The sequence below is a fragment of the Hymenobacter terrenus genome (assembly GCF_000972495.1).
Classification (GTDB): Bacteria; Bacteroidota; Bacteroidia; order Cytophagales; family Hymenobacteraceae; genus Hymenobacter; species Hymenobacter terrenus.
Window position 1 is genome coordinate 345728 of sequence record NZ_LATM01000002.1, and the last position, 24562, is coordinate 370289.

At 58.1% G+C, this 24562-nt stretch carries 28 protein-coding genes; 18 read left to right on the top strand and 10 right to left on the bottom strand.

What is annotated here, in order from left to right; translation table 11 throughout:
- Positions 1–3: 3 nt before the first annotated feature.
- The 8 genes from WX88_RS05970 (at position 4) to WX88_RS06005 (ending at position 7766) form a co-directional block, all read left to right on the top strand.
- Positions 4–1992: a M23 family metallopeptidase gene (locus WX88_RS05970; RefSeq protein ID WP_197076688.1), complete on the top strand. Its 1989-nt coding sequence runs from the start codon at positions 4–6 to the stop codon at positions 1990–1992.
- A 244-nt stretch (positions 1993–2236) separates the two neighbouring features.
- Entirely contained in the window at positions 2237–2683 is a 447-nt protein-coding gene (gene bcp / locus WX88_RS05975) for a thioredoxin-dependent thiol peroxidase (protein ID WP_046243399.1), read from the top strand.
- Positions 2684–3174: 491 nt separating this feature from the next.
- A complete protein-coding gene (locus WX88_RS05980; protein ID WP_046243400.1) occupies positions 3175–4059 on the top strand; it encodes a transketolase in 885 nt (294 codons plus the stop codon).
- A gap of 124 nt (positions 4060–4183) precedes the next feature.
- On the top strand, positions 4184–5596 hold the full coding sequence (locus WX88_RS05985) for a vWA domain-containing protein (protein ID WP_231590641.1): 1413 nt from the start codon (positions 4184–4186) through the stop codon (positions 5594–5596).
- A gap of 121 nt (positions 5597–5717) precedes the next feature.
- Entirely contained in the window at positions 5718–6080 is a 363-nt protein-coding gene (locus WX88_RS05990) for an endonuclease domain-containing protein (RefSeq protein ID WP_046243402.1), read from the top strand.
- A 105-nt stretch (positions 6081–6185) separates the two neighbouring features.
- A complete protein-coding gene (locus WX88_RS05995; protein WP_046243403.1) occupies positions 6186–7142 on the top strand; it encodes a transketolase family protein in 957 nt (318 codons plus the stop codon).
- Between the two features lie 71 nt (positions 7143–7213).
- The gene (locus WX88_RS06000) at positions 7214–7450 is read left to right on the top strand and encodes a hypothetical protein (RefSeq protein WP_046243404.1); all 237 of its coding nucleotides are present in this window, start codon (positions 7214–7216) and stop codon (positions 7448–7450) included.
- Entirely contained in the window at positions 7440–7766 is a 327-nt protein-coding gene (locus WX88_RS06005) for a type II toxin-antitoxin system RelE/ParE family toxin (RefSeq protein WP_046243405.1), read from the top strand. Before WX88_RS06000 ends, WX88_RS06005 begins: the two co-directional genes overlap by 11 nt.
- Before the next feature lie 269 nt (positions 7767–8035).
- On the opposite strand, the gene WX88_RS06010 is transcribed toward WX88_RS06005, so the two are convergent.
- A complete protein-coding gene (locus WX88_RS06010) occupies positions 8036–8887 on the bottom strand; it encodes a hypothetical protein (protein ID WP_156175961.1) in 852 nt (283 codons plus the stop codon).
- A gap of 265 nt (positions 8888–9152) precedes the next feature.
- Between WX88_RS06010 and WX88_RS06015 the strand changes: the two genes are divergently transcribed.
- The gene (locus tag WX88_RS06015; RefSeq protein WP_046243407.1) at positions 9153–9710 is read left to right on the top strand and encodes a hypothetical protein; all 558 of its coding nucleotides are present in this window, start codon (positions 9153–9155) and stop codon (positions 9708–9710) included.
- A 115-nt stretch (positions 9711–9825) separates the two neighbouring features.
- On the top strand, positions 9826–10251 hold the full coding sequence (locus tag WX88_RS06020; RefSeq protein ID WP_046243408.1) for a hypothetical protein: 426 nt from the start codon (positions 9826–9828) through the stop codon (positions 10249–10251).
- A 218-nt stretch (positions 10252–10469) separates the two neighbouring features.
- Here the strand turns inward: WX88_RS06020 and arr are convergent, their stop codons facing one another.
- The 3 genes from arr to tssD (WX88_RS29395) all read right to left on the bottom strand — a co-directional run bounded on the left by arr (position 10470) and on the right by tssD (WX88_RS29395) (position 12472).
- Complete coding sequence (gene arr, locus WX88_RS06025; RefSeq protein ID WP_046243551.1) at positions 10470–10907, bottom strand: NAD(+)--rifampin ADP-ribosyltransferase; 438 nt, start codon at positions 10905–10907, stop codon at positions 10470–10472.
- A 117-nt stretch (positions 10908–11024) separates the two neighbouring features.
- Entirely contained in the window at positions 11025–11492 is a 468-nt protein-coding gene (locus tag WX88_RS06030) for an SMI1/KNR4 family protein (protein WP_082115869.1), read from the bottom strand.
- Positions 11489–12472 carry a type VI secretion system tube protein TssD gene (tssD, locus tag WX88_RS29395; protein WP_052732393.1) on the bottom strand — a complete coding sequence of 328 codons (984 nt, stop codon included), beginning with the start codon at positions 12470–12472 and terminating at the stop codon, positions 11489–11491. The genes WX88_RS06030 and tssD (WX88_RS29395) overlap by 4 nt, the downstream gene beginning before the upstream one ends.
- A 286-nt stretch (positions 12473–12758) precedes the next feature.
- On the opposite strand from tssD (WX88_RS29395), the gene WX88_RS06040 reads away from it, so the two are divergent.
- From WX88_RS06040 to WX88_RS06055, 4 genes are all read left to right on the top strand, one after another.
- Positions 12759–13307 (top strand): RNA polymerase sigma factor, encoded by a 549-nt coding sequence (locus WX88_RS06040; protein WP_046243410.1) that lies wholly within the window; start codon positions 12759–12761, stop codon positions 13305–13307.
- A gap of 64 nt (positions 13308–13371) precedes the next feature.
- Positions 13372–13848: a hypothetical protein gene (locus WX88_RS06045; RefSeq protein WP_046243411.1), complete on the top strand. Its 477-nt coding sequence runs from the start codon at positions 13372–13374 to the stop codon at positions 13846–13848.
- 12 nt (positions 13849–13860) lie between these two features.
- Positions 13861–14352, top strand: a complete 492-nt coding sequence (locus WX88_RS06050) for a hypothetical protein (protein WP_156175962.1) — start codon at positions 13861–13863, stop codon at positions 14350–14352.
- A gap of 253 nt (positions 14353–14605) precedes the next feature.
- Entirely contained in the window at positions 14606–15802 is a 1197-nt protein-coding gene (locus WX88_RS06055; RefSeq protein WP_046243553.1) for an aspartate aminotransferase family protein, read from the top strand.
- A gap of 92 nt (positions 15803–15894) precedes the next feature.
- On the opposite strand, the gene WX88_RS06060 is transcribed toward WX88_RS06055, so the two are convergent.
- Positions 15895–16356, bottom strand: coding sequence for a tellurite resistance TerB family protein (locus tag WX88_RS06060; RefSeq protein ID WP_046243413.1), 462 nt, complete (start codon positions 16354–16356; stop codon positions 15895–15897).
- Positions 16357–16589: 233 nt separating this feature from the next.
- Here WX88_RS06060 and pfkA point away from each other — a divergent pair, with 233 nt between their 5' ends.
- The gene (pfkA, locus tag WX88_RS06065) at positions 16590–17561 is read left to right on the top strand and encodes a 6-phosphofructokinase (protein WP_046243414.1); all 972 of its coding nucleotides are present in this window, start codon (positions 16590–16592) and stop codon (positions 17559–17561) included.
- A gap of 108 nt (positions 17562–17669) precedes the next feature.
- On the opposite strand, the gene miaA is transcribed toward pfkA, so the two are convergent.
- A complete protein-coding gene (miaA, locus tag WX88_RS06070; protein WP_046243415.1) occupies positions 17670–18596 on the bottom strand; it encodes a tRNA (adenosine(37)-N6)-dimethylallyltransferase MiaA in 927 nt (308 codons plus the stop codon).
- 431 nt (positions 18597–19027) lie between these two features.
- Between miaA and WX88_RS06075 the strand changes: the two genes are divergently transcribed.
- The 3 genes from WX88_RS06075 (at position 19028) to WX88_RS06085 (ending at position 21645) form a co-directional block, all read left to right on the top strand.
- The gene (locus WX88_RS06075; protein ID WP_052732394.1) at positions 19028–20287 is read left to right on the top strand and encodes a polysaccharide pyruvyl transferase family protein; all 1260 of its coding nucleotides are present in this window, start codon (positions 19028–19030) and stop codon (positions 20285–20287) included.
- Between the two features lie 254 nt (positions 20288–20541).
- Positions 20542–21105 (top strand): hypothetical protein, encoded by a 564-nt coding sequence (locus WX88_RS06080; RefSeq protein WP_046243417.1) that lies wholly within the window; start codon positions 20542–20544, stop codon positions 21103–21105.
- 114 nt (positions 21106–21219) lie between these two features.
- Positions 21220–21645, top strand: coding sequence for a hypothetical protein (locus WX88_RS06085; RefSeq protein WP_046243418.1), 426 nt, complete (start codon positions 21220–21222; stop codon positions 21643–21645).
- Positions 21646–21901: 256 nt separating this feature from the next.
- Here WX88_RS06085 and WX88_RS06090 read toward each other — a convergent pair whose 3' ends face one another.
- The 4 genes from WX88_RS06090 to WX88_RS06105 form a co-directional block, all read right to left on the bottom strand.
- Positions 21902–22312 carry a hypothetical protein gene (locus tag WX88_RS06090; RefSeq protein ID WP_046243419.1) on the bottom strand — a complete coding sequence of 137 codons (411 nt, stop codon included), beginning with the start codon at positions 22310–22312 and terminating at the stop codon, positions 21902–21904.
- Positions 22299–22673: a hypothetical protein gene (locus tag WX88_RS06095; RefSeq protein WP_156175963.1), complete on the bottom strand. Its 375-nt coding sequence runs from the start codon at positions 22671–22673 to the stop codon at positions 22299–22301. The genes WX88_RS06090 and WX88_RS06095 overlap by 14 nt, the downstream gene beginning before the upstream one ends.
- A 53-nt stretch (positions 22674–22726) precedes the next feature.
- Complete coding sequence (gene tssD / locus WX88_RS06100) at positions 22727–23185, bottom strand: type VI secretion system tube protein TssD (RefSeq protein WP_046243421.1); 459 nt, start codon at positions 23183–23185, stop codon at positions 22727–22729.
- Between the two features lie 133 nt (positions 23186–23318).
- Positions 23319–24488, bottom strand: a complete 1170-nt coding sequence (locus WX88_RS06105; RefSeq protein WP_052732395.1) for a glycosyltransferase — start codon at positions 24486–24488, stop codon at positions 23319–23321.
- Positions 24489–24562: the final 74 nt, after the last annotated feature.

Genomic DNA, 24562 nt, shown 5'->3' on the forward strand with positions numbered 1-24562 from the left:
CGAGTGAAGTTGATTATCGGATTGGCGCTGGCCTTGCTGGCCGGCCAACCTGGAAGAGTAGGAGGGCAGGAAGCCGATACCTCGGAGCGTAGCCGCACCGGGAGCGAGCTGCCGAAGGCTGGTAAGCCAGTGGTGCCGGCAGGGTATTTTATGTTTCCCATCGCGCCGGGCAAGCCGGGTTTTCTGGCCGGGAGCATGGGCGAATTGCGGCCCAACCACTTTCACGGCGGCATTGATATTAAAACCGGCGGCGGCGTCAACCAGCCCGTGTATGCCGCCGCCGATGGCTACATCTCGCGGCTCAAGCAGTCGTCGTTCGGCTATGGCAACGTGCTCTACATCACGCACCCCAATGGCCTGACCACCGTGTACGGCCACCTGAACGAGTTCAAGGGGCCCGTTGCGGCCGAGCTGCTGCGCCGCCAGTACGATAAGCAGAGCTACGAGCTGGAAGCCTTTTTTGAGAAGGACCGGTTTCCGGTGAAGCGGGGCGAGGTGGTGGCGCTGTCGGGCAATACCGGTGGCTCGGCGGGCCCGCACGTGCACTGGGAGGTGCGCGATGCTCAGGACCGGCAATACAACCCCTTGCAGTGGGGGGGCTTCGCCGAAATTCAGGACCACGTGGCGCCCACCTTGCAGGCCTTCGCGCTGGAGCCTCTCGGCATTGAGGCGCGGGTGAATAAGGTGTTTGCCAAGTCGGTATTCGTGCCCAAAGTGCAGCCGGGGCCGGGCGTGGCCACCTCATGGCCCGATACCATCAGCTGTTTTGGCACGGTGGGGCTGCTGGTGCAGGGCTTCGACCGGTTCGATAATATCTGGAACCGCAACGGCATTCAGCGGGTGACGGTGCAGGTGAACGGCCAGCCGTTTTACCAGCACGTCATCGACGCGGTGCCCTTCCCGACGGGTACCCGGCAGGTGGGCAACTTCGTCGATTTCCTCTACCAGCACACCCAGGGCCGCACCCTGCAAAAGCTGTGGGTGGACGAAGGCAACGACCTTCAGATGTATACCACCGGCCCCAGCAAGGGCCGCCTGACTGTGGAAGCGGGCAAAACCTACAGCATCGACATCACTCTGGCCGATTCGTACAACAACCAGACGCCCGTGCACTTGGTGCTGCGCGGCGAGCCGCCTATTTATTTCAAAACTCGCTCGGCTGCCGTGAAAAAGCCGGCCTTGCGCTTCGAGATAACGCGCAACCTGCTCAAAGCCGTGGCCGCCGACCCCAGTGCTGATTCGGTGGGTGCCAACCTGTTGCTACTTCGCGGCAGCCGCCGCCTCGAAATTCGCCCGAGCTACACCCAGAACAGCGAAAACGTGTACCTCTACGACCTGCGCGCCGGCCTGCCCGACTCGCTGCGCTTCGGCACCATCACCAAGAAATTCGACCGCCAGGTGATGATTCCGGCCGGCAAGGAAACCAGCTATTCCACGTCCAATCTCAACCTGGTTTTCGGCCCCGAAACGCTGTTCGACAACATCTATCTGAACACCACTTACAAGGCCGAGTCTACCGGCAGCGGCTTTTGGACGGTGGGCAGCCCGCTCTTGCCCCTCTACAAAACTGCGACGCTGACCCTGAAGCCCGCCGACCCGCCCGCCGACCCGCAGCGCACTGCCATCTACACGGCCACGGCCAAGGGCGGCAAGGCCTACCTGGGCGGGAAGTGGGACGAAAAGGGCCAGATTACGGCCGCCATCCGGCAGTTCGGCTCCTACCGCATTCTCACCGATACCATTGCGCCTAAAGGTAGCCTTATCGGCCGGCCCGGCGGGCAACTGCTGTTCCGGGTGGGCGACGACCTTTCGGGCCTTGCCACCTACCGCCTGCTCATCGGCGGCAAGTTTCGGCTGCTGCGCTTCGAGCACAAGAACGCCACGCTCTTCACCGTAGCCAAGGATACGCTCGGCCCCCGGCTGCGCGGCCCCGCCGAGCTGCGCCTGACCGACCAGGCCGGCAATGAGCGGGTGATTCCACTGAGCCTGTAGGCAACCCAGCAGAATATCAAACTCCCCTCCTTACCAAGGAGGGGACATTTTTGCGCAGCAAAAATTGGGGTGGTTGCGGGCATTGAACGAGGCGCACCGAACTCATCCGAGCCTCATGCACGCCCCCGCAAACGGCTGTTCAACGCCCCCAACCACCCCCGTTCGAGCCAATGGCTCGAACATCCCCTCCTTGGTAAGGAGGGGAGTTTGTTGTTCCTTCGTTTCTCATTTACCCCAAACCCCTATGACCCTCGAACCCGGCCAACCCGCCCCCGATTTCTCCGCTCAAGACCAAGATGGCAACCTCATTTCCCTGCACGACCTACGCGGCCAGAAAGTGGCGCTCTATTTTTACCCCAAAGACGATACCCCTGGCTGCACCGCCCAGGCCTGCAACCTGCGCGACCACCAGGAGGAGCTGCGAGCTAAAAACATCAAGGTTATCGGCGTGAGCATCGACGGCGAAGCGGCCCATAAGAAGTTCGCCCTGAAATACGACCTGCCGTTCCCGCTACTGGTCGATACCGAGAAGAAAATCGTGCAGGCCTACGGCGTGTGGCAGGAAAAGAAGAACTACGGCAAAACCTACATGGGCACCGTGCGCACCACGTTTTTGATTGACGAAAACGGGGTAATTGAAAAAATCATCAAGAAAGTCGACACTAAGGAACACGCCGCGCAGCTGCTGTAGCGGCTCCGGCCGTCTGCAATGAGCTCCGTCTTGGCGTGAAGGGCGTTACGGGCGACCGGAATGGCTGTTTTCGTACAGTTGAGCCCCTTGCGGATGGCCGGAACGACCATTTCGGCCCGGCAAAGCCTCTTGCGGATGGCCGGAACGACCATTTCTGTCCGGCGAAGCCCGTTGCGGATGGCCGGAACGGGCTTCGCCGCCCCGATTTACCCATTGCAGCCATCTGCAACGACCATTTCTGGCCGGCGAAGGGGTAGGTACGCACGTACCAGGCCCTTTGCCGGCCAGAAATGGTCGTGGTACGTGCGTACCCAGGGCTTTATCATCCCAAAATAGTCGCGGTACGTGCGTACCAGACACTTCACCGACCGGAAATGGTTGCGGTATGCACGTACCACCGCTATTTTCAGCCAAAACAGTTACTTCTCCGTTTGGGTAGTGCTGCAACGCCGTTTACTACCTTTACCCACCGAACTCAATTTCTCCCGACTATGACCGACACCACCGCCAAGACCGTTGAAAAACCCGAGAAATCCATTGAGGAGCTCAAGCAGATTGCCACGCAGGTGCGCCGCGACATCGTGCGCATGGTGCACGCCGTGAACTCCGGCCACCCCGGCGGCTCGCTCGGTTGTACCGATTTGATTGTGGCCCTCTACTTCAAGGTGATGAAGCACACGCCCGAGCCGTTCGACATGGACGGCAAGGATCAGGACTTGTTCTTCCTCTCCAACGGCCACATTTCGGCCACTTTGTATTCGGTGCTGGCCCGCTCGGGCTACTTCCCCACCAGCGAGCTGGCCACGTTCCGCAAGCTCAACTCGCGCTTGCAGGGCCACCCCACCACCCACGAGGGCCTGCCCGGCATCCGCATTGCCTCGGGCTCGCTGGGCCAGGGCCTGAGCGTGGCCTGCGGCGCCGCCCAGGCCAAAAAGCTGAACGGCGACAAGCAGCGCGTATTCGTGCTGATGGGCGACGGCGAGCTGGAGGAAGGCCAGAACTGGGAAGCCGCGATGTACGCCGCGCACCATAAAATCGACAACCTCATTGCCATTGTCGACCGCAACGGCCAGCAGATTGACGGCTCCACCGACCAGATTGGCGGCCTCGGCGACTTGCGCGCCAAGTTTGAAGCTTTCGGCTGGCACGTCTTCGAAGGCGACGGCAACCATTTTGATGCCCTACTGCCCACCCTCGAAAACTGCGTGGCTGCCGCCGGCAAAGCCCGCCCCATCATGTTTCTGATGGACACGAAAATGGGTTTCGGTGTCGATTTCATGATGGACGGCCACAAATGGCACGGCGTCGCTCCCAACGATGCCCAGCTAGCCACCGCCCTCGACGAGCTGAAAGTAGGTACCGAAGGCGACTACTAAGCGCTGAGCGATGACGCGGTATTGCCCTTCACGCCAACCTCACCCCCCCGGCCCCCCTCTCCAAAAAAGAGGGGGGAGCCTGACGTCTGCCAACGTGAGGTGTCGCCTGGCTCCCCCCTCTTTTTTGGAGAGGGGGGCCGGGGGGGTGAGGTGCGGCTGGGCAGCCCTGCTGCTGGCGCTGCTGGTTTTCAGCCGGGCCGCCCAAGCCCAGAACGCGCCATCCGAGAAGCCCAAAGTAACCCGCATTCTCTTCCTGCTTGATGCCTCGGGCTCGATGATGGCGCCCTGGGAAGGCCAGCCCCGCTGGACCGTCGCCAAGCGCATGCTCAGCAAAATGGTCGATTCGCTCAATGCCTACCCCAACCTGGAGCTCGGCCTGCGCGTGTACGGCCATCAGTTTCCCAATGCCGACAAGAACTGCCAGGACTCGAAGCTGGAAGTGCCGTTTGCGCCACGCAACGCCAAGGCCATCAAGGATAAGCTGACGACGCTTAAAGCCCAGGGCAACACGCCCATCACGTACTCGCTGGAGCAGTCGGCCAACGACTTTCCCACCGATAAATCGTCGCGCAACGTGCTCCTCCTCATTACCGACGGCCTCGAATCGTGCAACCGCGACCCTTGCGCGGCCTCCATCGCCTTGCAGCGCAAGCACGTTTTCCTCAAGCCGTTCGTCATTGGCATCGGGGCCGAGCGCGATTTCGGCAAGCAGCTCGAATGCCTGGGCCAGTATTACAACGCCGCCGAGGTGAAGACCTTCCGCACGGTAATGGACGACGTCATTGCCCAAACCCTGAGCAAAACCACCGTCAGCGTCAACCTCACCGACGCCGCGGGCCGCCCCGTGGAAAGCAACGTGAACATGACGTTTGTGAACAACGTGACCGAACAGCCGGAGTACAACTACGTGCACTACCGCGACGCCCAGGGCAAAGCCGACGTGCTCGACATTGATGCCCTGCAGAGCTACGATTTGGTGATAAACACGGTGCCGCCCGTGCGCCAGGCCAACCTGGCCATCAAGCCCGGCAAGGCCAACGTGCTCACCTTCAAAACGCCGCAAGGCACCCTCTGGCTGCAAAACCCGGCCATCACGCCCAACCCCTACGGCACCGTGCAAGCCGTGGTGCACGACCCGCAGAAAAACACGGTGGCCAGCTTCCCCTTCGGCACCAGGCAGAAACTCCTGGCCGGCAACTACGAAGTGGAACTGCTCACGCTGCCGCGCATCACCCGCCGCGTCACCGTTAAGCAAGGCCAGGAGCTGGCGGTTACCTACGCCGCCCCCGGCACCCTCAACATCACCACCGACCTGAAAGGCTATGGCAGCATCTACCGGCTCAACGACGATGAATCGCAGACCTGGATTTACAACCTGCCCGATGGCGGCAGCAGCAAAGTAAATCTGCCCATGCAGCCCGGCGCCTACCGACTGGTATTCCGCACCAAAACCAGCACCGGAAGTAAGTTTACGGATGTGCGGAATTTCAGCATTCGAAGTGGACAAACGACGTCGGTGGCCATTTTCGGAAAGTAGATTTGAAAAACCACAACTCCCCTCCTTACCAAGGAGGGGACATTTTTGCAAAGCAAAAATTGGGGTGGTTGTAGGCGTTGAACTTCGTTGTAGTCATTGAAAAATAATCAAGAGCAGCCCGATGACCATCCTCAACAATCTACCCCACAAAAAAGACGAGCGCCGTACACTTCGTAACAACCTCACCTCCGCCGAAGCCAAACTCTGGAGTAGCTTGAAAAACTCCCAGCTAGCGGGCCGCAAATTCCGCCGCCAACACAGCATCGGTGAGTTTATTCTTGACTTTTACTGCCCGCAGGAAAAGCTTGCGGTTGAATTGGACGGTGCGGGTCACTTTACCGCATCAGGTAACTTGCACGATGCGGCGCGTACGGAGTATTTAAATACGGCCGGCATTCGGGTAATCAGATTTGCGAACAACTTGATTTGGTCGGCTTTAGATAGCGTGTTGCATTCGATTGAAAGTAGTTTTAGTGGGCGTTAACGCCAGCCGTTCAACGCCCACAACCACCCCCGTTTCAGCTTCGCTGAAACATCCCCTCCTTGGTAAGGAGGGGAGTTTTGACCGCCTTAACTTCCCTAACACACCATGAAAGACTTCCCCTTCACCGAATCCAAAGACACTCGTAGCGGCTTCGGCGCCGGCCTGGCCGAGCTGGGCAAAACCAACCCCAACGTCGTTGCCCTCTGCGCCGACCTCACCGGCTCGCTCAAGATGGATGCCTTCAAAAAGGAATTTCCCGACCGGTTCTTCCAGGTTGGCATTGCCGAGGCCAACATGATGGGCGTGGCCGCGGGCCTGACCATTGGCGGCAAAATCCCCTTCACGGGCACTTTCGCCAACTTCAGCACCGGCCGCGTCTACGACCAGATTCGCCAGAGCATTGCCTACTCCGGCAAGAACGTGAAAATCTGCGCCTCCCACGCCGGCCTCACGCTGGGCGAAGACGGCGCCACCCACCAGATTCTGGAAGACCTAGGCATGATGAAAATGCTGCCCGGCATGACCGTCATCAACCCCTGCGACTACAACCAGACCAAAGCCGCCACCATCGCCATCGCCGACTACGAAGGCCCCGTGTACCTGCGCTTCGGCCGCCCCGTAGTGCCCAACTTCACACCCGCCGACCAGAAGTTCGAAATCGGCAAAGCCTGGCTCCTGAACGAAGGCACCGACGTGAGCATCTTCGCCACCGGCCACCTCGTGTGGAAAGCCGTGCTGGCCGGCAAGCTCCTGGCCGAGAAAGGCATTAACGCCGAAATCATCAACATCCACACCATCAAGCCGCTCGACGCCGAAGCCATCCTCGCCTCGGCCCGCAAAACCCGCTGCGTCGTCACCGCCGAAGAGCATCAGATGAACGGCGGCCTCGGCGACAGCATCGCCCAGCTGCTGGCCCGCGAAGAGCCCCTGCCCCTGGAAATGGTAGCCGTGCACGACAGCTTCGGCGAAAGCGCCACCCCCGACCAGCTCATGGAGAAGTATAAGCTCAACGAAGCCGCCATCGTAGAAGCTGTGGAAGCGGTGCTGAAGCGGAAGAAGTAATCCCCGGCCGGCACTTTCAGCACAAGCGCCTCTGTTGCGTATCGTTAACTAAATCGATAAAATACCAGGTTATGGAAATTGTGCTGGAAGTGCCGGATGAGGACGCCGCCCGCGTGCTGGAACTCATCAAGGGCATCAAGCGGGTGAAGGTGAAATCACCCAAAAAAGCAGTGCCTCAACTCGACATCAATACGCAGCTTGCGCAAGATTTACGGGAAGCTGGGCGCGTTTTGGTGCGTATCAAAGATGGCGAAAAGCTGAGCCGTCCCGCACGCGAGTTGTTGGCAGAATTGAAGGATGAGCTATAAGGTCGAGACCATCCGGTCTTTTGACCGGCAGCTACGCCGATTAGCAAAGAAGTTTCCTTCGTTCGTACGGGAATTCGAATCACTGCTTGATACCCCGGAATCAAACCCTGAAACGGGTACATCCATTGGCCACGGTTGCTATAAAATCCGGCTGGCCATCGCCAGCAAAGGCACGGGCAAACGCAGTGGTGCCCGCGTCATCACCTACGTGCAAGTAGTGAACGAAACCGTTTTTCTACTAGCCATCTACGGCAAAGCTGAGCAGGCGACGCTGACCAACCAGCAAGTACTTGCGCTGCTTGGCCAATTGGAATGATGTAGCCTCAAAGCGCCACCCTCGGCCAACTCATGAAGAGATACAAGCTTCAACGAAGCTGCCCTCGTGGAAGCAGTGATAAAACGCCGGAAATAACTCCCGCCGCCTTAGCAAAAAGCCCCCGCAACCTCTGAAGTTGCGAGGGCTTTTTGCTGGTAGAAGGCAATGACAACGGTTCTGGGCTTGGCGTAGTGGCGGAACTCACGAATTTGTCAACTCCTATTGCGTCAAGCGTGTGTCACCAGCAAGTTTTTGTTTTCTGTGTTTATTCAGTCTTTCCATTTTTTAGCCATTTCGGTTAATTGATTCTCGGTTGAATACTTATGCAAGTCCTGCCTTTTTGCATATTTGTAGCCGTGTAGGATGATTTGGCTATCAATATCTATTCTGTAGCTATTCTGGTATTTTGCTGATGGCACAAACATAAATTTTTCGTCTGTCGGCTGATATTTTAGAAAGTCACGCATATGTTTATCGTCGGTATATTTTGTTGTATGCCAATAAGCCATTTGCATTACTAATCCTTCTTGAAATTTTCCGTCCTTTCTTTTTTCGATGAAGTTTTCCACAGCAACAGCTTTGAGCATTTTATCAAGGTTTTTACGATAAGGGCTTGCATATATATAAAATGTAAACGCTCCGTTAGGTTCTTCAACAATTGAAAGTATTATGTTTCTGTCTTTATCAACAGAATTGTCGAAGTTCCAAGACTTGATATACTTGAAGAACTTCTTGCCGTATTCAATATCCTTGTAAACAAACCCTACTACATTTACATGCTTTTTGTGGTCTGGCTGAGAAACTGTCATTATGTTGTACCATTGACTATAGTCAATTTCAAAGTCAGGAAATGGCTGAACAATGAAAGTTGTGTACTTAACAATTGCTCTATCAAAAATGAACGACAATAAAAAAAGTCCTAGCCCAATCGAAACGCTCAAAACGTAGCTGTCAAGAGCCAAAAAAGTTGTGATAAAACTTACTATTGCAATTGTCCTTACAATCCATTTTAGTGGTTTTTCAAATTTTTCATGGACATAAAGCCTTGGTAACTTCCCGTCTTTTCGGACATCTATTAATGTCTTTATGTTAACTTTAAAATTTCCTGCTTTTATTTTCATTATCGTCAATTTAGCTTTGTTTGTAACATTTATTATTACCGCTACCATTACCAATGGCAATCTGCGCTTGGTACGCAGGTTAGTTGCAGCAATCTACCTACCGCTGGCTGGATAACCGCACCTGCCGCCCAGAAACTTCACCACGCTTGATACAAAGTGGCTTGATACATTTTTTTTTGTATCAAGCCACTTTGTATCAAGCCACTTTGTATCAAGCCCCGTCGCACCTTTGCGGCGCGGCCTCGTTTGCGGCGCTTCCCTGCCCATGCTACCCCTGCGCCTGCCCACTGCCGGTACACTGCCTGCCCTGCGCCGCTACCTGATGCTGACGCAAGCGCACCTGGCCACCTTGCTAGGCACTACGCGCGGGATGGTGGCCCAGGCCGAGGCCGGTACCCGCTTCCTGCCCGCCGAGGCCCGCGAGGCGCTGAGCGCTTTGCTGGCAGCCCTGCCCCCGGCCACGCGGCAGGCCCTGGCCGTGGCCCCCGGCTACGCCCCACCGCCCCAGGTACCGGCCCCGCCTGTGCCCCTGCCGCGCCCGCTGGCCCGCCGCCACCACCTGGCCACTCAGGAGCTGGACCGGGTGCTGGCCGCGCTGGCCCCGCTCGAAGCCCGCCGGCTGGCCAGTGCCGCCCGCCTGGCCCTGCTCGCGGCCCCGGCCTGCCCCGCCGTCCTGGCTCAGGACGGGCTCTTTGCCGCCCAGGCCCGCCTATGGGCCGGCCCTGCGGCCGAAGCCACCCGCCACCTGCTGCTGGCCCGCGCCACCGGCCTGCGAGCCGAGCTGGCCGCCCTGGCCGCGCCCGCCGAGGAGGCGGATAGCTGATGGCTAGCTGGGCCGGGGCCCGCCCCACCAAGGGGTTGCAGCTTTGGGGTGAGGGACGTACTTTGCGCCGTCGGCGGGTGCCGGCAAAGTGTCTCCCCTCTTTTCAGTGTTTACCATGAACGTTCCCGTGTTTGATTTCTCGGCCCTCACCACCCGTGCCGCCTGCGACAAGGTGCTGGTGCCCACCCGCCGCCTCCAGAACCGGCTGGAAAAAGACGAGACGGTGCTCGGCTACAACGAAGAGGAAGGCGAGATTCGCGCCGGCATCGTCCAGCAGCAGTTTGCCCGCGCCGAGCGCAACCTGCAAAGCGTGAACGCGGAGCTGGACACGCTGCCGGCAGGCCCCTCCACCGACCGCGATAAGCTCGAAGCCGAACAGGCCACGCTGGTGGCCCGCAAAAAAAACCTGGCCCTGCAAGGCGCCTCCGGCGAGCAAAGCGCGCTCCGCGACCTGGCCGAAGCCCGCAACGCCGCCGACCTGGAACTGGTGAACGGCTTCCTCACCCAGCTCGAAGCCTACCGCCTCACCCTGCCCGCCTAGCAGGGGGCTGAGCCTCATCTCGCGAAGTGAGTTGCGTTGAGAATAGCGCTTGTCTTCCATAAAAAACGCCCCGCAACGGATTCGTCGCGGGGCGTTTCTGTGAATGGATTAAGGGGTGGCGAAGGCAGGAAGTAGAGTGGGAAGGAAATGCGCAGTTTGTCACATCAGCCCTGCTTTGGCCGAAGCGATGTTGACGGTTTGTTATTTTATGCCTGCCGTTAATTTATAATTTCCCCTTTATTGTTTGCCAAGATTTCTCGCCATTTTTGGAGCTCTTCAGGGGTTTGCCTCACCCAATCGGTTACCTCGCCAACAATTCTCAACGGTGCCTGGCTGCGGTAGGAGCGTGTCGGATTGCCGGGAAATTTTTTGTCTGTAACGTTCGGGTCATTTTCAAAGCTCCCCGTCGGCTCAACGATGTAAACCCGTTCGGGTCCATCCCCTTTGGCCAAAGCCGCGGCAAGTCCCGCCCCATTAGCCAAGGCTGTAAAATAAATGTGGTTCATGGTGATTTCGGGTTTGTAATTCGACCGGAACCCTGCTGTCAGCAAGTCGCCAACCTGCAAATCCACTTTCGTCCCGTGATAAAAGGGGCCGCTATCTAAAACGTCAGCCCCACCAAACTCGATAGAACCGTCTTTCTTTTCCTGTGCCATGTGGTAGATACCAATCATTGATTAAAAATTGTCGATAGTCTTCTGGCAACGGAAAGCCGATTTGGTCTTCAAACGTCCGAACGGCTTCTTCACTATTTTCTCCCCAAGGTGTAATGTTCATGATGAGGGGTTGGCGGAGGTGTAGTCCATTAGCGAATCGCAAAACTCGGTGAAGGAATCAGCCACAAAGTAAGCATTGCCTTCTGCTTCAGAAGATTGGGCGAATAAATAGTTCTTATCCCAATAGTATAGTCCTTTGTCTTCGCCGGTTATGGTATAGATTAAGAAACTACCTCCTGGGTCTTTGCCAATGATGAGCGTACCGGGTTCTAACTCATCCTCATATTCTTTCAGCCAGTAGCCCAAGGTGAGCCCGCGAGATGTCGGATTAGTCACCCCAAAAAGAACATCGAGCATCACTTCTTTGCCGAGGTCTTTGACGAAAAAGGTTTGGTCAAGAATCTCGGCACCATTGTTTTTTACTAGAAAACTGCGGTAGTCGGTTGGTAGGCTAAAGCCAAGCTGCTGCTCAAAAGTGGCAACGTTTTGCTCCGTGGCTCCGCCTAAAGGTTCAAAATTCATCATGAAGGTCTAGGACGTTTGGTTAGTTTGGTGGGTGCTGTTTGTACAGCCTGGGCTTTTCGCTTTTTAAGCACGTGTCGGGCTCCGTAGTGGGTAAACCGGTCATGTATTTGGGTGTTCACCTCCTGCATGGTTCGTGCATTCTGCTTATGGTGCCAAGTGTTATCACGTAGTTTGCGGCCTAATGGAGCTGCCTTATTCGCTGCTGCGAAATCTTTGGTACAATCCCCCGTCATATCGTCAATGTCAACCTGCTGGCGGGCGTACTTGTCAAAGTTGGGCTCGTCGCCCTCGTACTCGACTGAGTTGTGTTCCCAATCGGTGTATTTCCAATTGCCATTGGGTAACACTTCAATGGAGCCGCCTTTTTTATACCATTTGGCAATGGTAGGCGCATAGAGGGTTTTTTTTCTGGGGTTAAGCGCGGTTTTGGGCGGTTTAGGAGATTCCGGCCGCGCCGTGGCCGGTGGGACGGGGGGCGGGGGCGGTTGCAGGTTGGCGGCCAAGTGGGGCGAGGGCAGCAGGTCGGCGGGCTTGGTCAGGGCGCGGAACCGCACCTGCGCGTCTGGCTCCCACCACAGGTCCGAGTGCGCTTCGAGGTGCGCCCCGTCAAGGGCAAGGGCCGCCGCTGAGAAATACACGTCCACTTCCAGCGAGGGCTGCCCATCTCGGCCGCGGGCATCGAAGCGTAGCTCGTAGTCGACGCAGTAGGCGTCGTAGAAGGTGAGCCGGTGCCGGGTGTGGCCTTCGGCCTGAAAAAAGCCCACGTGCCCGCTGATGCGCCGGAAGGAGTCGAGCACTAATTGCTCCCAGATGTCCCAGAAGGCCGTGTCCCCCGTGAAGGTGAGCTTGAGGCGGTCCGGGCGAACGGTGCTGCTGGGCCGCCCCCTCCCGTCGATGGGCTGGTAGAGCGAATAGCTGACGTTGGTGCAACGGGCCCGCACGCCGGCCCCCTGAAACTCGGCATGGAGAGTAGCCGGCATGGTAGAAGATAAGGATGAGGCCGCGAAAATACAGGATTTCGCCCACTGGCTGGTGTTGCTACTCAAAATGGGGCCCGCCGAGGCTTTCGGTGAAGCGCGTATTATCCTTGAAGGAATGCTACGGTCTTGAAGAGATGGTCATCAACGGTTTTAGCGGGCACGTAAATGGCAACGAGTAAAAAAAGGCTGATAAAAGCTGAGGTTAAATACGTAGATTATTTCCGGCAATGGTTAAACATTGTACACTTTACAGCCTCCAAGGGGGCGTTTTACCCCTATTGCACGTTTGGAAGACTACGAAATCCTGCTCAAGTTCCAGGACCCCGCCAGCCGTAATCTGGCGTTCAACCAGCTCGTGCGCAAGTACCAGAGCAAGGTGTACTGGCACGTGCGCAAGATGGTAATCGACCACGACGATGCCGACGACCTCACCCAGGACGTGTTTGTGAAGGTGTGGAAGCACCTGGAGAATTTCCGGCAGGATGCGCAGCTCTTCACCTGGATTTACCGCATTGCCACCAACGAGTGCCTGAACTTCCTGAGTAGCAAGCGCCGCAAGTTTCTACTGCCGCTTACTGATGTGGGCGCCGAATTGGCCGCCAAGATGGAGGCCGACCCTGCCCTGGCCGGCGACGAGATTGAGCTGAAGCTGCAACAGGCCATTCTTCGACTGCCCGACAAGCAGCGCCTCGTGTTCAACCTGCGCTACTACGACGAAATGCCCTACGAGCAGATGGCCGACATAACCGGCACCAGCGTGGGTGCGCTGAAAGCCAGCTACCACCACGCCGTGAAGAAAGTGGAAGAATACGTGACCCGCACTACCTCCGGGTAGCCCTCCGAAACAATTTAATTATTGGCGGAATTAAACGCCGCCCCTGCCTATTCATCCAACCGCCATGAAAACTTCCTTCAAGCTAGATGCGCACCCTCGGCGGCCCCGCCCGCTGCTGAGCGAACCGCCCGCTGGCTATTTCGACCAGCTTCCCCTGCGGGTGATGGCCCGGCTGCCCCAGGCAGAAGCTCGCGAAGCCGTTCCCGGCTGGCGGTGGCTGGCGCTGTTGTCGCCCGCGTTGCGCACCAGCCTGGCATCGGTAGCGGTGCTGGGCGGGTTCGCGGCGTCCTTCTATTTGAGCGGTTCCGCCGGGACGCTGGCCGTATCGGTACCGCGTATGGCCGCGGCTACCCTCGATGCCGTGCCGCGCACCGAGCTAGTGGGCTACCTGCTCACGAGCGGCGCCCGGGTTGAAAACGCGGACCTGGCCGTGCTGACCGCCGCCCGGCCGGGCATCACTAAAGGCTTCCTGTGCGCCTCTGCCGATGAGGTGGCCGATGCCCTGGATGCCCAGCCTTCCGAGGACCTTACCTACTTATAATCCCTGTTTATTATGTCCATTGTATCATTCATGTTCCGTCTGCTGAGTCTGGTGCTTTTGCTGCTGGTCGTCGGGTTCGCTGCGCAGGCCCAGGACGGCGAGGCAAGGGGCCGCAGCAAAAGCTCGCGCCTGGGGCAGCTTGAAAACGCCAAAATTGCCTTTATCACCACTCGGGTGTCCCTGACCCAGGACCAGGCCCAGAAATTCTGGCCGCTCTACAACGAGTTTTCCACCCGCCGCCGCGACCTTAATCGCAGCAGCCGCCAGCTCCGCCGTGATGTCACGAATAACATGACCGACCAGCAAATCCGCGAAAACTTCAACCAGACGTTCACCCTGCGCCAGCAGGAGCTGAACCTGGAAAAAGAATACTTCGAGAAATTCCAGAAAGTTATTTCCCTGCGCCAGGTCTCTCAGCTTTTCACCGCGGAGCGCGACTTCACGAAAGAAGTCATCAAGCGCGTAGCCACCGCACCCGTCCAGCCAGCGACGGGTACCAACTAAGCCTCTCACACTTCACTACACGCCCCAACTGCAAAAATAAAGAGGCCGCTGCCCCACAGCGGCCTCTTTATTTTTGCACTATAATCGAAACGGAGCGGCAATGGTTAAGCACTCAATCAACAATTAATGAGCAGCCCACAGTCGTGCTCTGTATGACCGTGCTCCACGCTGTTTATCCGGTTGCCACCGCATAAAAATTGCTGGCCGGCCCAAGCCACCCGCGAATAATCCGCCAAATACGACTAAATCTGTGATACTTACCCCCCGCCAATTATTTCTGCGTCATCAGGCCCAAACTTCCGATTTTCCGCTGCTGCTGGAGATTGAGCGAGCCGAGGGCGTGTACATGTACGGTCCCGACGGCCGTCGCTACCTCGACCTAATTTCAGGCATTGGGGTGAGCAACGTGGGGCACCGCCACCCACGCGTGCTGGCCGGCATCCAGGCCCAGCTCGATAAATACCTGCACCTGATGGTGTACGGCGAGCTGGTGCAGGCCGCGCCCGCGCAGCTAGCCGAGGCCATTCACCGCACCCTGCCCGCGCACCTCGATTCGGTATATTTCACCAACTCCGGCACCGAAGCCATCGAAGGCGCCCTGAAGCTGGCCAAGCGCCATACCGGCCGCACCGGCCTCATTTCCTGCCTCAACGCCTACCACGGCTCCACCCACGGCGCGCTGTCCATTACCGGCTCCGAAGATTTTAAGAACAGCTTCCGCCCCCTGCTGCCCGACGTACGCCACATCCGGCACAACGAGCTGGCTGATCTGGCTCTCATCACGGAGCACACCGCGGCCGTTATCATCGAAACCGTGCAGGGCGAAGCGGGCGTGCGCGTGCCGCATCCCGACTACCTGCCCGCCCTGCGCGCGCGCTGCACCGAAGTGGGTGCCCTGCTCATTCTCGACGAGATTCAGTGCGGCTACGGGCGCACCGGCACCATGTGGGCCTTCGAGCAGTTCGGCATCGAGCCCGATATTCTGGTGTGTGCCAAGGGCATGGGTGGCGGCATGCCCATCGGCGCGTTTATTTCCAACACCGAAATCATGAGCGGCTTCAAAACCAATCCGATTCTGGGGCACTGCACCACTTTTGGGGGCCACCCGGTGAGCTGCGCGGCGGCGCTGGCTACACTGCAGGTTATTCAGGATGAGCAGCTGGTGCAGGGCGTGGCAGAGAAGGCGGCGCGGTTCCGGGCGCAGCTGCGGCACCCGGCCATCCGGGCGGTGCGCGGTCGTGGCCTGCTAATGGCGGTGGAGTTCGACTCTTTTGCCGTACTCAAGCCCATTATTGACTACGCCCTGACGCACGAAGGTATCCTAACCGACTGGTTCTTGTTCTGCGATAACTCACTGCGGCTGGCTCCCCCGCTCATCATCACTGATGCGGAGATTGACGAAGCCTGCGCGGCCTTGCTGCGAGCCATCGAGCACATTACCAATGCCTAATCGGTAAAGAATGCGCCTATAAAAACTGAAGGGGCCGAAGGGGGCTGGCGCGCTGCCAGCTCCCTTCGGCCCCTTCAGTTTTTATCGTTCGGTTATTCGATGGTGATTTTCGGCCGGGGCAACTCGTTATAATTCAAAAATGTAATGCTTTCCTCCTTGATTCTTTCGCGGGGGATGCCATCTTTCACGCCTTGCGAGATTTTGCGAACCAACACCCCTACAATGGCTTTGCGAAAGCCCAGCTTCTCGGCCATCATAATACAGAAGTCCATCTCTGTTTCATCTATCACACCGTCGGCGAGCATCATGTCGACTAAGTCGAAAATCTGGTCGAACCGCTCTGAGTCGTTGGTAGGAAGGTCGTTGCTGGCGCCTTTAGCGCCTGATACTAGTGCCTGAATATCAGACGAACTCATGCCGTTCTTTTTGCCTACGGTAAGAATGAAGTTCATTTCCCGTGCGTCGATGTGCCCATCGGCTTTAGCTAGGGCAGCGAGGTTCAGCAGATGGCCCTTGATTTTTTTGGCCTGCTCATTTTCGAAAAAACCGAACATAAAACGTGGGAATTAAGATGTGAAAAATGGGTTTAGGGCCCCTGGGCCGATTGTTAAGGTAAGATACACGGAAAATTAACAGCTTGTTACTGGTCAACTACGCGAAATACAAAAAAAAGATAACCTTCGCAGATGGGGTATTCCGTAGTCAAAGTTGAGCGTTCGCATTCGTTTCACCAACTTTGCGGGGTTTGGGCGCCATTTGCGTATCCGCTTGCTTTAAGAAAGGTCAGATGAAGAGAATAGGAGTATTTACCAGCGGTGGCGACTCGCCAGGCATGAACGCAGCCATCCGCGCGGTGGTGCGGACTGCAACTTACCATGGCATAGAGGTCTATGGTATCATGCGGGGCTACAGCGGCATGATTAAGGGTGAGTTTGTACGGCTCGATTCGGCATCGGTGGCAAATACAGTGCAGAAGGGCGGCACGATTCTCAAGTCGGCCCGCAGCCAAAAGTTCATGACCAAAGAAGGCCGCCAGCACGCCTTCGATCAGTTGGTGAACAACGGCATTGAGGGCCTGGTGGCCATTGGTGGCAACGGCACCTTCACTGGAGCCATGATTTTTGAGGAGGAATTCGGCATCCCAACCGTGGGCGCGCCGGGCACCATCGACAACGACCTGTACGGCACCGACTACACCATTGGCTACGATACGGCCGTGAACACGGCACTGGGCTGCATCGACAAAATTCGGGATACGGCCGACTCACACGACCGGTGCTTCTTCGTGGAAGTAATGGGCCGCGACTCGGGCTACATCGCCATTCCCTGCGCCATTGGGGGCGGGGCCGAAATCGTGATGATTCCCGAAACCCAAATGAGCGTGGATGTCGTGATTGATACCCTGCAATCGGGCTGGCGCCGTTCCAAAACCTCCTTCATCGTCATCGTGGCCGAGGGCGAAGAGGAGGGCAACGCCACCCTCACGGCGGCCCGCGTAAAAGAAGCTATTCCGCAGCTCGACACCCGCGTCACGGTTATCGGCCACATTCAGCGTGGAGGCTCGCCCACGGCCGCCGACCGTCTGCTGGGCTCCCAAATCGGCATCGCCGCCGTGGAAGGCCTTATGAACGGCATGCGCAACGTAATGGCCGGCATCGTCGATAAGAAGCTGGTCTATACGCCTTTCATTGATACTATCAATAAGAAGAAGCTAATTAACCAGAGCTTCATGCGAATGGTAGAAATCCTGTCGGTATAAACGGGAAAAGTAAAAGGAAGGGCGGCTAAGGGGAATAAGACCGTCATGCTGAGCGGAGTCGAAGCATGACGGTCTTATTCCCCTTAGCTTGCTATTGTCTTTTTGCTATTACTCCACTCGCTTGCCCAGCGTTACCCATTGATAAGCCGCATCGCGGCGCAGCCAGGTGAGCTGGCGCTTGGCGTAGCGGCGGGTGTTGCGCTGGAGCAGGCGCACAGCTTCGGCCCAGTCGTAGTCGCCGTCGAGATAGCCGAATATTTCCTGGTAGCCTACGGTTTGTAGGGCGTGGTGGTGGCGGTAGGGGAGGAGGGCGCGCACTTCTTCGAGCAAGCCGGCCGCCAGCATGTGTTCTACCCGCAGATTGATGCGCTGGTATAGCTCCTCCCGCTCGCGGTTGAGGGCCACTTTTACGTTGCGGAACAAGGGGTTTTCATTGACAGCGCCCTGGGTGTGGAAGCTGGAAAACGGCCGGCCGGTGGCGCGGGTAATTTCCAGGGCCCGCACGATGCGCTGGGGGTTTTGGCGGTCGATGCGGGCATGGGCCACGGGGTCGGTTTCGGCCAGTTCGGCTACGAGGTGCGGCAGGCCGTGAGCGGCCAGTTCGGCATGGAGCTGCCCGCGGATTTCGGGGGGCACGGTGGGTAGCTCGTCGAGCCCATCGGTGACGGCCTGCACGTAGAGGCCCGAGCCGCCGGTGAGGATGACCAACGGGTATTGCTGGAACAGCTCCGTGAGCCGCGCCAGACAATCGGTGGCGAAGCGGCCGGCGCTGTAGTCCTCGCTGATGCTGTGGCTGTCGATAAAATGGTGCGGCACGCCCTGCATCTCGGCTGCGGTGGGCTTGGCCGTGCCAATGCTCAGCTCGCGGAAAAACTGCCGCGAATCGGCCGAGACGATTTCGGTGCCGAAGTGCTGGGCCAGCTCTACGCACAGGGCCGTTTTGCCCACGGCGGTGGGGCCGGCGATGGTGAGCAGCACCGGGCGCGGGTCGGCGGGCGTAGGGAAGAGCTGGGCGAGGATGGCCGCGGGGAGCATGTAGGAATGTGACAGGCTGGCGGGTGGCTGTTGAATGATGCTGGGCCACTCCGTCAGAGGCCTATTCTACTGGCGCCAGGCATCCGGCGGAGTGGTCGGACAATTCCAGCGCAAAGCTAGAGCGGTTCCGGGTTTAGTAGACCTGGTGCGAGTTGAGGCCTTCTTTCCTCTGGCCGGTCTTCGCCGTAGAAAGGAGCCGGACGACGGATGCATTAATCAGAGAATCGTTGGCTAACATTCATCGCTGGTGCCGATGAGCACTAGCCAGCCAACGAAGAGGCATTCGTTCCAACTTTATCTCAAGCGGCAAGCTTCACGTTGGGGTAGACACGTAGTAAATTGCTACTTGAATAAACACTCACACATTGATAGAAAAAGAAACAATGGACCGGAGAATTTTCATAAGGCTGTCAGCATTATCTGCCACGGGTATGCTCCTATTTAAGCGGGCGTATTCATTTTCACACGAGCGAGCTGTTGATGTTCAGGCGCCGGGTAAAAAAACACGGCATATCCTGCTCCGCTCGGGCTGGCAGACGGAAAATATCGGGGACATTGGGCACACGCCTGCCATGCTGGCCCTGATAGAAAAATACCTGCCCGGGACGGCGGCTACCTTTTGGCCATGGTACAGCCATCTTCCTGACGAAGAAGTGGAAATGCTCAAGAAGCGTTTTCCTGCCGTGAGGATAGTTCAGGGCACCTTAAGTAGCGATGGCAAAGCTTCCACTCCCGAACTTCAAGCGGCTATTGCTTCAGCTGATTTCTTTCTTCACAACTCAGGTCCAGCTACTATTGCCTGGGAAAATGCTGCCACATTTAAAAAAATAACGGGCAAGCCTTTTGGGGTATTCGGAGTAACCTACGGCTTATATGGCACACCAGAAACAGCAACATTAAGCGAAGCGGCCTTTGTTTATTTCAGGGATTCGGTGTCTTTGAAAAAAGCACAGGACGCGGGGGTGCGCCCACCCGTTGTGAAATTTATGCCAGATGCGGTTTTTTCTATTGATGTAACGAACGATGAAAAAGCTTTGACTTTTCTTAAGGCCAATGCCCTGGAAGAAGGTAATTTCTTATGCTGTATTCCTCATCATCGGTACACACCGGTGTGGCTTCATAAAGCCAAGAATAAGCCGTTTGACGCCGTGCGCCATGCCCGTAATGAGGAAATGAAGGAGAACGACCACAAGCCTTTACGGGACGCAATAATTGAGGTAGTTCGTAAGACAAATCATAAGATTTTGATTTGCAACGAAGATGAAACCGAACAGCTCCCAGGTAAAGAATGGCTATACGATAAATTACCGGAAGATGTAAAACCAAAAGTAGTTTGGTTAGACAGGCATTGGCTCACTGACGAAGCCATTAGTGTTTATAAGCGTTCTGCTGGGCTATTCGGCAACGAAATGCATAGTCCTATTATGTGCATTGCTCACGGTATTCCAGCTATTGTTTGCCGCTGGGAAGAACAAAGCAGTAAAGGCTATATGTGGCAGGATATCGGCCTAAAGGAATGGCTCTTTAATTTCGATAACGCGGATGAAATAAAGCGGTTTGTGCCCGCAGTGCTCAAAATGGCTGTTGATACAAAGGCGGCTAAGCAAAAAGCCGAAGAAGCCCAAAAGCGCACCGCAATGCTGCACAAGGAGGCCATGAAAGAAGTAGAAAAAGCAAGCCGGCCAGTTTAACTGGTAATTAGCCCGACAGCCTTGGTTCAAGCTGGTTAGCTAGATAAGGATTTTTAAGAGCCCCTAGCAAACCCGTATGACGCTCCTGAAAGTAATGAGAGCACATTTGGTAAAGGCCAAGTCACGGCAGCGGGTGGTAAAGCAAAAAAGCCGGCCCTGAATAGCATGCCCAGCTTGCTTGCTGCAATGGGTGGTACAGGGGAGGGGTGGTACATTTATATTTGTACCACCCCTCCCCTGTACCACCCCTCCCCATGCGTATCATCCAACCCCGCGCCGGTACTATACCCACCTTACGTCGCTACTTGGCCCTCTCCCAAACCGACTTGGGGCGCCTGCTAGGGGTCAATCGGGTGCGCGTGGCCGAGGCCGAAGCCGGTACCCGCTTCCTGACCGTTGAGGCCCGAGAGGCGCTCAGCGCCTTGCTGGCAGCCCTGCCCCTGGCCACGCGGCAGGCCCTGGCCGTGGCTCCCGGCCACGCCCCGCCGCCCCCGCCGCCGCAGGTACCGGCCCCGCCCGCACCCCTGCCGCGCCCGCTGGCCCGCCGCCGCCACCTGGCCACCCAGGAGCTGGACCGGGTGCTGGCCGCGCTGGCCCCGCTCGACGCCCACCGGCTGGCCAGCGCCGCTCGCTTGGCCCTGCTCGCGGCTCCAACTTCCCCTCCCGTCCTGGCTCAGGACGAGCTCTTTGCCGCCCAGGCCCGCCTGTGGGCCGGCCCTGCGGCCGAAGCCGCCCGCCGCCTGCTGCTGGCCCGCGCCGCCGGCCTGCGAGCCGAGCTGGCCGCCCTGGCCGCGCCCGCCGAGGAGGCGGATAGCTGAGGGCTGTATGGGCCAGAGTCTGCCCCACCAAGGGGTTGCAGCTTTGAGGTGAGGGGCGTACTTTGCGCCGTCGGCGGGTGCCGACGAAGTGTCTCCCTCTTTTCAGTGTTCCCCATGAACGTCCCCGTGTTTAATTTCTCGGCCCTCACCACCCGTGCCGCCTGCGACAAGGTGCTGGTGCCCACCCGCCGCCTCCAGAATCGGCTGGAAAAAGACGAGACGGTGCTCGGCTACAACGAGGAGGAAGGCGAGATTCGCGCCGGCATCGCCCAGCAGCAGTTTGCCCGCGCCGAGCGCAACCTGCAAAGCGTGAACGCGGAGCTGGACACGCTGCCGGCGGGCCCCTCCACCGACCGCGACAAGCTCGAAGCCGAACAGGCCACGCTGGTGGCCCGCAAGAAAAACCTGGCTCTGCAAGGTGCCTCCGGCGAGCAAAGCGCGCTCCGCGACCTGGCCGAAGCCCGCAACGCCGCCGACCTGGAGCTGGTGAACGGCTTCCTCACCCAGCTCGAAGCTTACCGCCTCACCCTGCCCGCCTAGCAGGGGGGCTAGCACAAAAACAAGAAAGCCGGCCCTGCACAGCATGGTCGGCTTTCTTGTTGCAATGGGGATGACTATCCTCGAAAGAAAGTAGATATCCAACGGAGGCTAAAACGCGCTCTATTAAAAGTCGCGACAGGGCCCGACACGCTAAAAATACCCCCCATACAAGGGTGAGGGCAATTAGACCGGCGTGCCTTCCACCAATCCGTCGAGAAAGGCCGTGAAGGACGGGGCCGATTCGTCGAGGTCGGTTCTAGAGCGTGAACGTCACCGTATTGGAAGGGACGCGTTGGTAAACGAACTGAGCGGTGTAGGACTGTTGAGGAGCCAACGGAAAGATGAGCGTTGGAAACGCCAGCCCTTCTTTGACCAGGGTTCCCTGCAATTCATGTTCCCACCGCTCGCCGGGCTGTAACCACCGGCGGCCATCGGGGTCGGATAATGGTTTGATGATGAGGTGTCGCACCGGTTCGACGCGTTGCCCAGACGCGTCGAGGATTCGCAGCCCCAAAAACTCCGCTTTGTGGGACCGGTTGGAAAATACCAACTCCTGCGGGGTGTCGGCCGTGTTGACGAAGGCGATGGTAAATCCAGCCTCATCCCCGGTGCGGCGAAAGGTGAGTTCCAGGGCCATCCAAGCCGTTTGGTTGTCAGTGGTTGTCATAAGTTCCGTCGATTACTTCTTGCAATTGCTTTTCGGTTTCAATGTGCTCTTCATAACTCAGGCCCAGCTTACCGCTGTGCTTCAACAGAGCTTGCTTGGCGTCATATTCCCAGGCGTCCACTTCTTCGCCGTTTTCCAGCACCTTGCGCTGGGGGTGGTTGCGCAGGTCTTGCAAAGCATGAAACGCTTCTTCAAAGAAAGTAGCGGTGCCGGGCGGGTCGTACAGAAAGACCGTCTTAGCCTCCCGCCCCGCCGTATATAGGCCCTCCGCCCGGTGTTCAAATAGCTTGAACTGTGCTTCGGGTGTGCCCACTAAGAACCGCACACCGCGTCGCGCCAGATACCCGACCCACAAAGCCATCCGCGCCGGGTCTATCGGATTATTCGGTGGCTGTATCGCCCTTTTTTTACCACCTAAACGAGAGCAGGTGCGTCCAGCACTGCTGCCACGGGCGGGGTGCCATAGTCCCGGGCCGCAGGCGCTACAAATGCCGCAACTGGTCCGCCCACGTTCATCGTGAAGCCGCCGGGGCCGGTCAGCTCCACATAAGCCACGTAGCTACCATTTTCACCTTCCTCAAACTCCTCCTCGTAGCCCGTGCAATAGGCCGTGGCCAGGCTGACGGTTTCGATGGCCGGCCCCCCGGCGCTGTCGAAGAAGGTGACATCAGCCGGGTAATGCGTGGCGGGCGCCGCCGCCAGGGCTTCGAGGAACGTATCGTTCGGCACATCCATCACTAAGGCCAGCTTGCCGTGGCGGACGCGCTCGATGGCCCGGCCCCGCTCGTTGGTGCCCTGGTCAACCCCGTAGGTACAGGTGATGAGGGGGTAGACGTGCCCGGCAATGTGCAGTTCGGCGTAGATGGCACCCATCGGTAGAAGGGAATAACGGTGGAAGGAGACCCCAAAGCTACGGCGGCGCCATCTTCCTGACCGTTTCCACTGTATAAACGTCTCCCCACCAGATTACGAGTCTTTGAAGCCAAAAAAACTGAAAGACTCTGCGCTAAACCGAAGCCATTGCTTCGCTCAGCAGGTCCCGATACAGTTGGAGCAGTCCCCGTTCCTCGTGCTGCCAGCTGAGCTGGGGGCGGGCGCGGCGGCAGTTCTCAGCCAGGTGCTGGTAGCGGGCGGGTTCGTCGCGCAGGAGGCGGTTGAGGGCCGTGGCTAAGGTGTCGGGATGCAGGTCGGCGACCAGCTCGGCCACGTCGAACTGGTCGTTGAGGGCGCGGTATTCGGGGAAGTCGATGAGCACTTGCGGAATGCCGGCGTGCACGTAGTCGAAGAATTTATTAGCCAGCGAATAGTAGTAGCTCAGGCCGATGTTTTCGAGCAGCATGATGCCCACGGCGGCGTGGCGGGTCACTTCGCGCAGTGCTTCGGGCAGCACGAAGCCCCGAAACTCAACCTTTCCGGATGCCAGCAGGCCCAACTGCTCGGCCCGGGTGCGCAGGGCGGCCGACAGGTCGCCCTCGCCGCAGATAACCAGCCGGCCCGCCACCTGGGGCATGGCATCGAGCAGGCTTTCCAGGCCGCGCCCCACGTTCAGGGCACCCTGGTAGAGGATATAGCCGCTTGCCGATGCGGCACCTGATATGGTCGTGCCCGGTAGAGCGGCTGGTGGCAACGGCTGTTCGTCGCGCAAGCGACTTACGTTGCGCACCACCGCGAAGGGCCGGCCGTAGCGCTGCTCAAATACCCGCGCCAAGGCTGGCCCCACGGTGTAGGCCAGCCGGGCGCGGGGCACGATGAAGCCCTCTACCCAGCGCCACACGCGCTGCACGGCCGGCCGGGCCACTACCTCGGGCACTTCCGTGAAAAGCTCGTGGGCATCGTACGCAAAAGGCTGGCCGCCGAGCCGCGCCCGCAGCCACACGGGCAGGGCGGTGTCGAGGTCGGTGGCGCACCAGGTGGCGGCTTTCTGGCCCAGCAGGTAGCCGAAGAGCCGCAGGTTATACTCCAGATAAAATAGCTTGCCGTGCTGAAACCAGCCGCGCAGGCGGTGCTGTTGGTAAGGCTGCGGGGTGAGGGGGGGCGAGGCTGGCCGCTGCCAGCCCACTAGCTGCACCTGGTAGCCAGCGGCAGCCAGGCTGCCGCAGATGCGCTGCATGCGCTGGTCGAAACACAGGTCGGTGGTGACGGTGAAGAGGAGGCGTGGCGCGGAAGAAGGCGGCAAAGGCAGAGGAGCGGTTCGGCCCAAAGCAGAACGGCGTTATTTTATTTTGGTCAAATTTACAGTGTGTCCGTGCA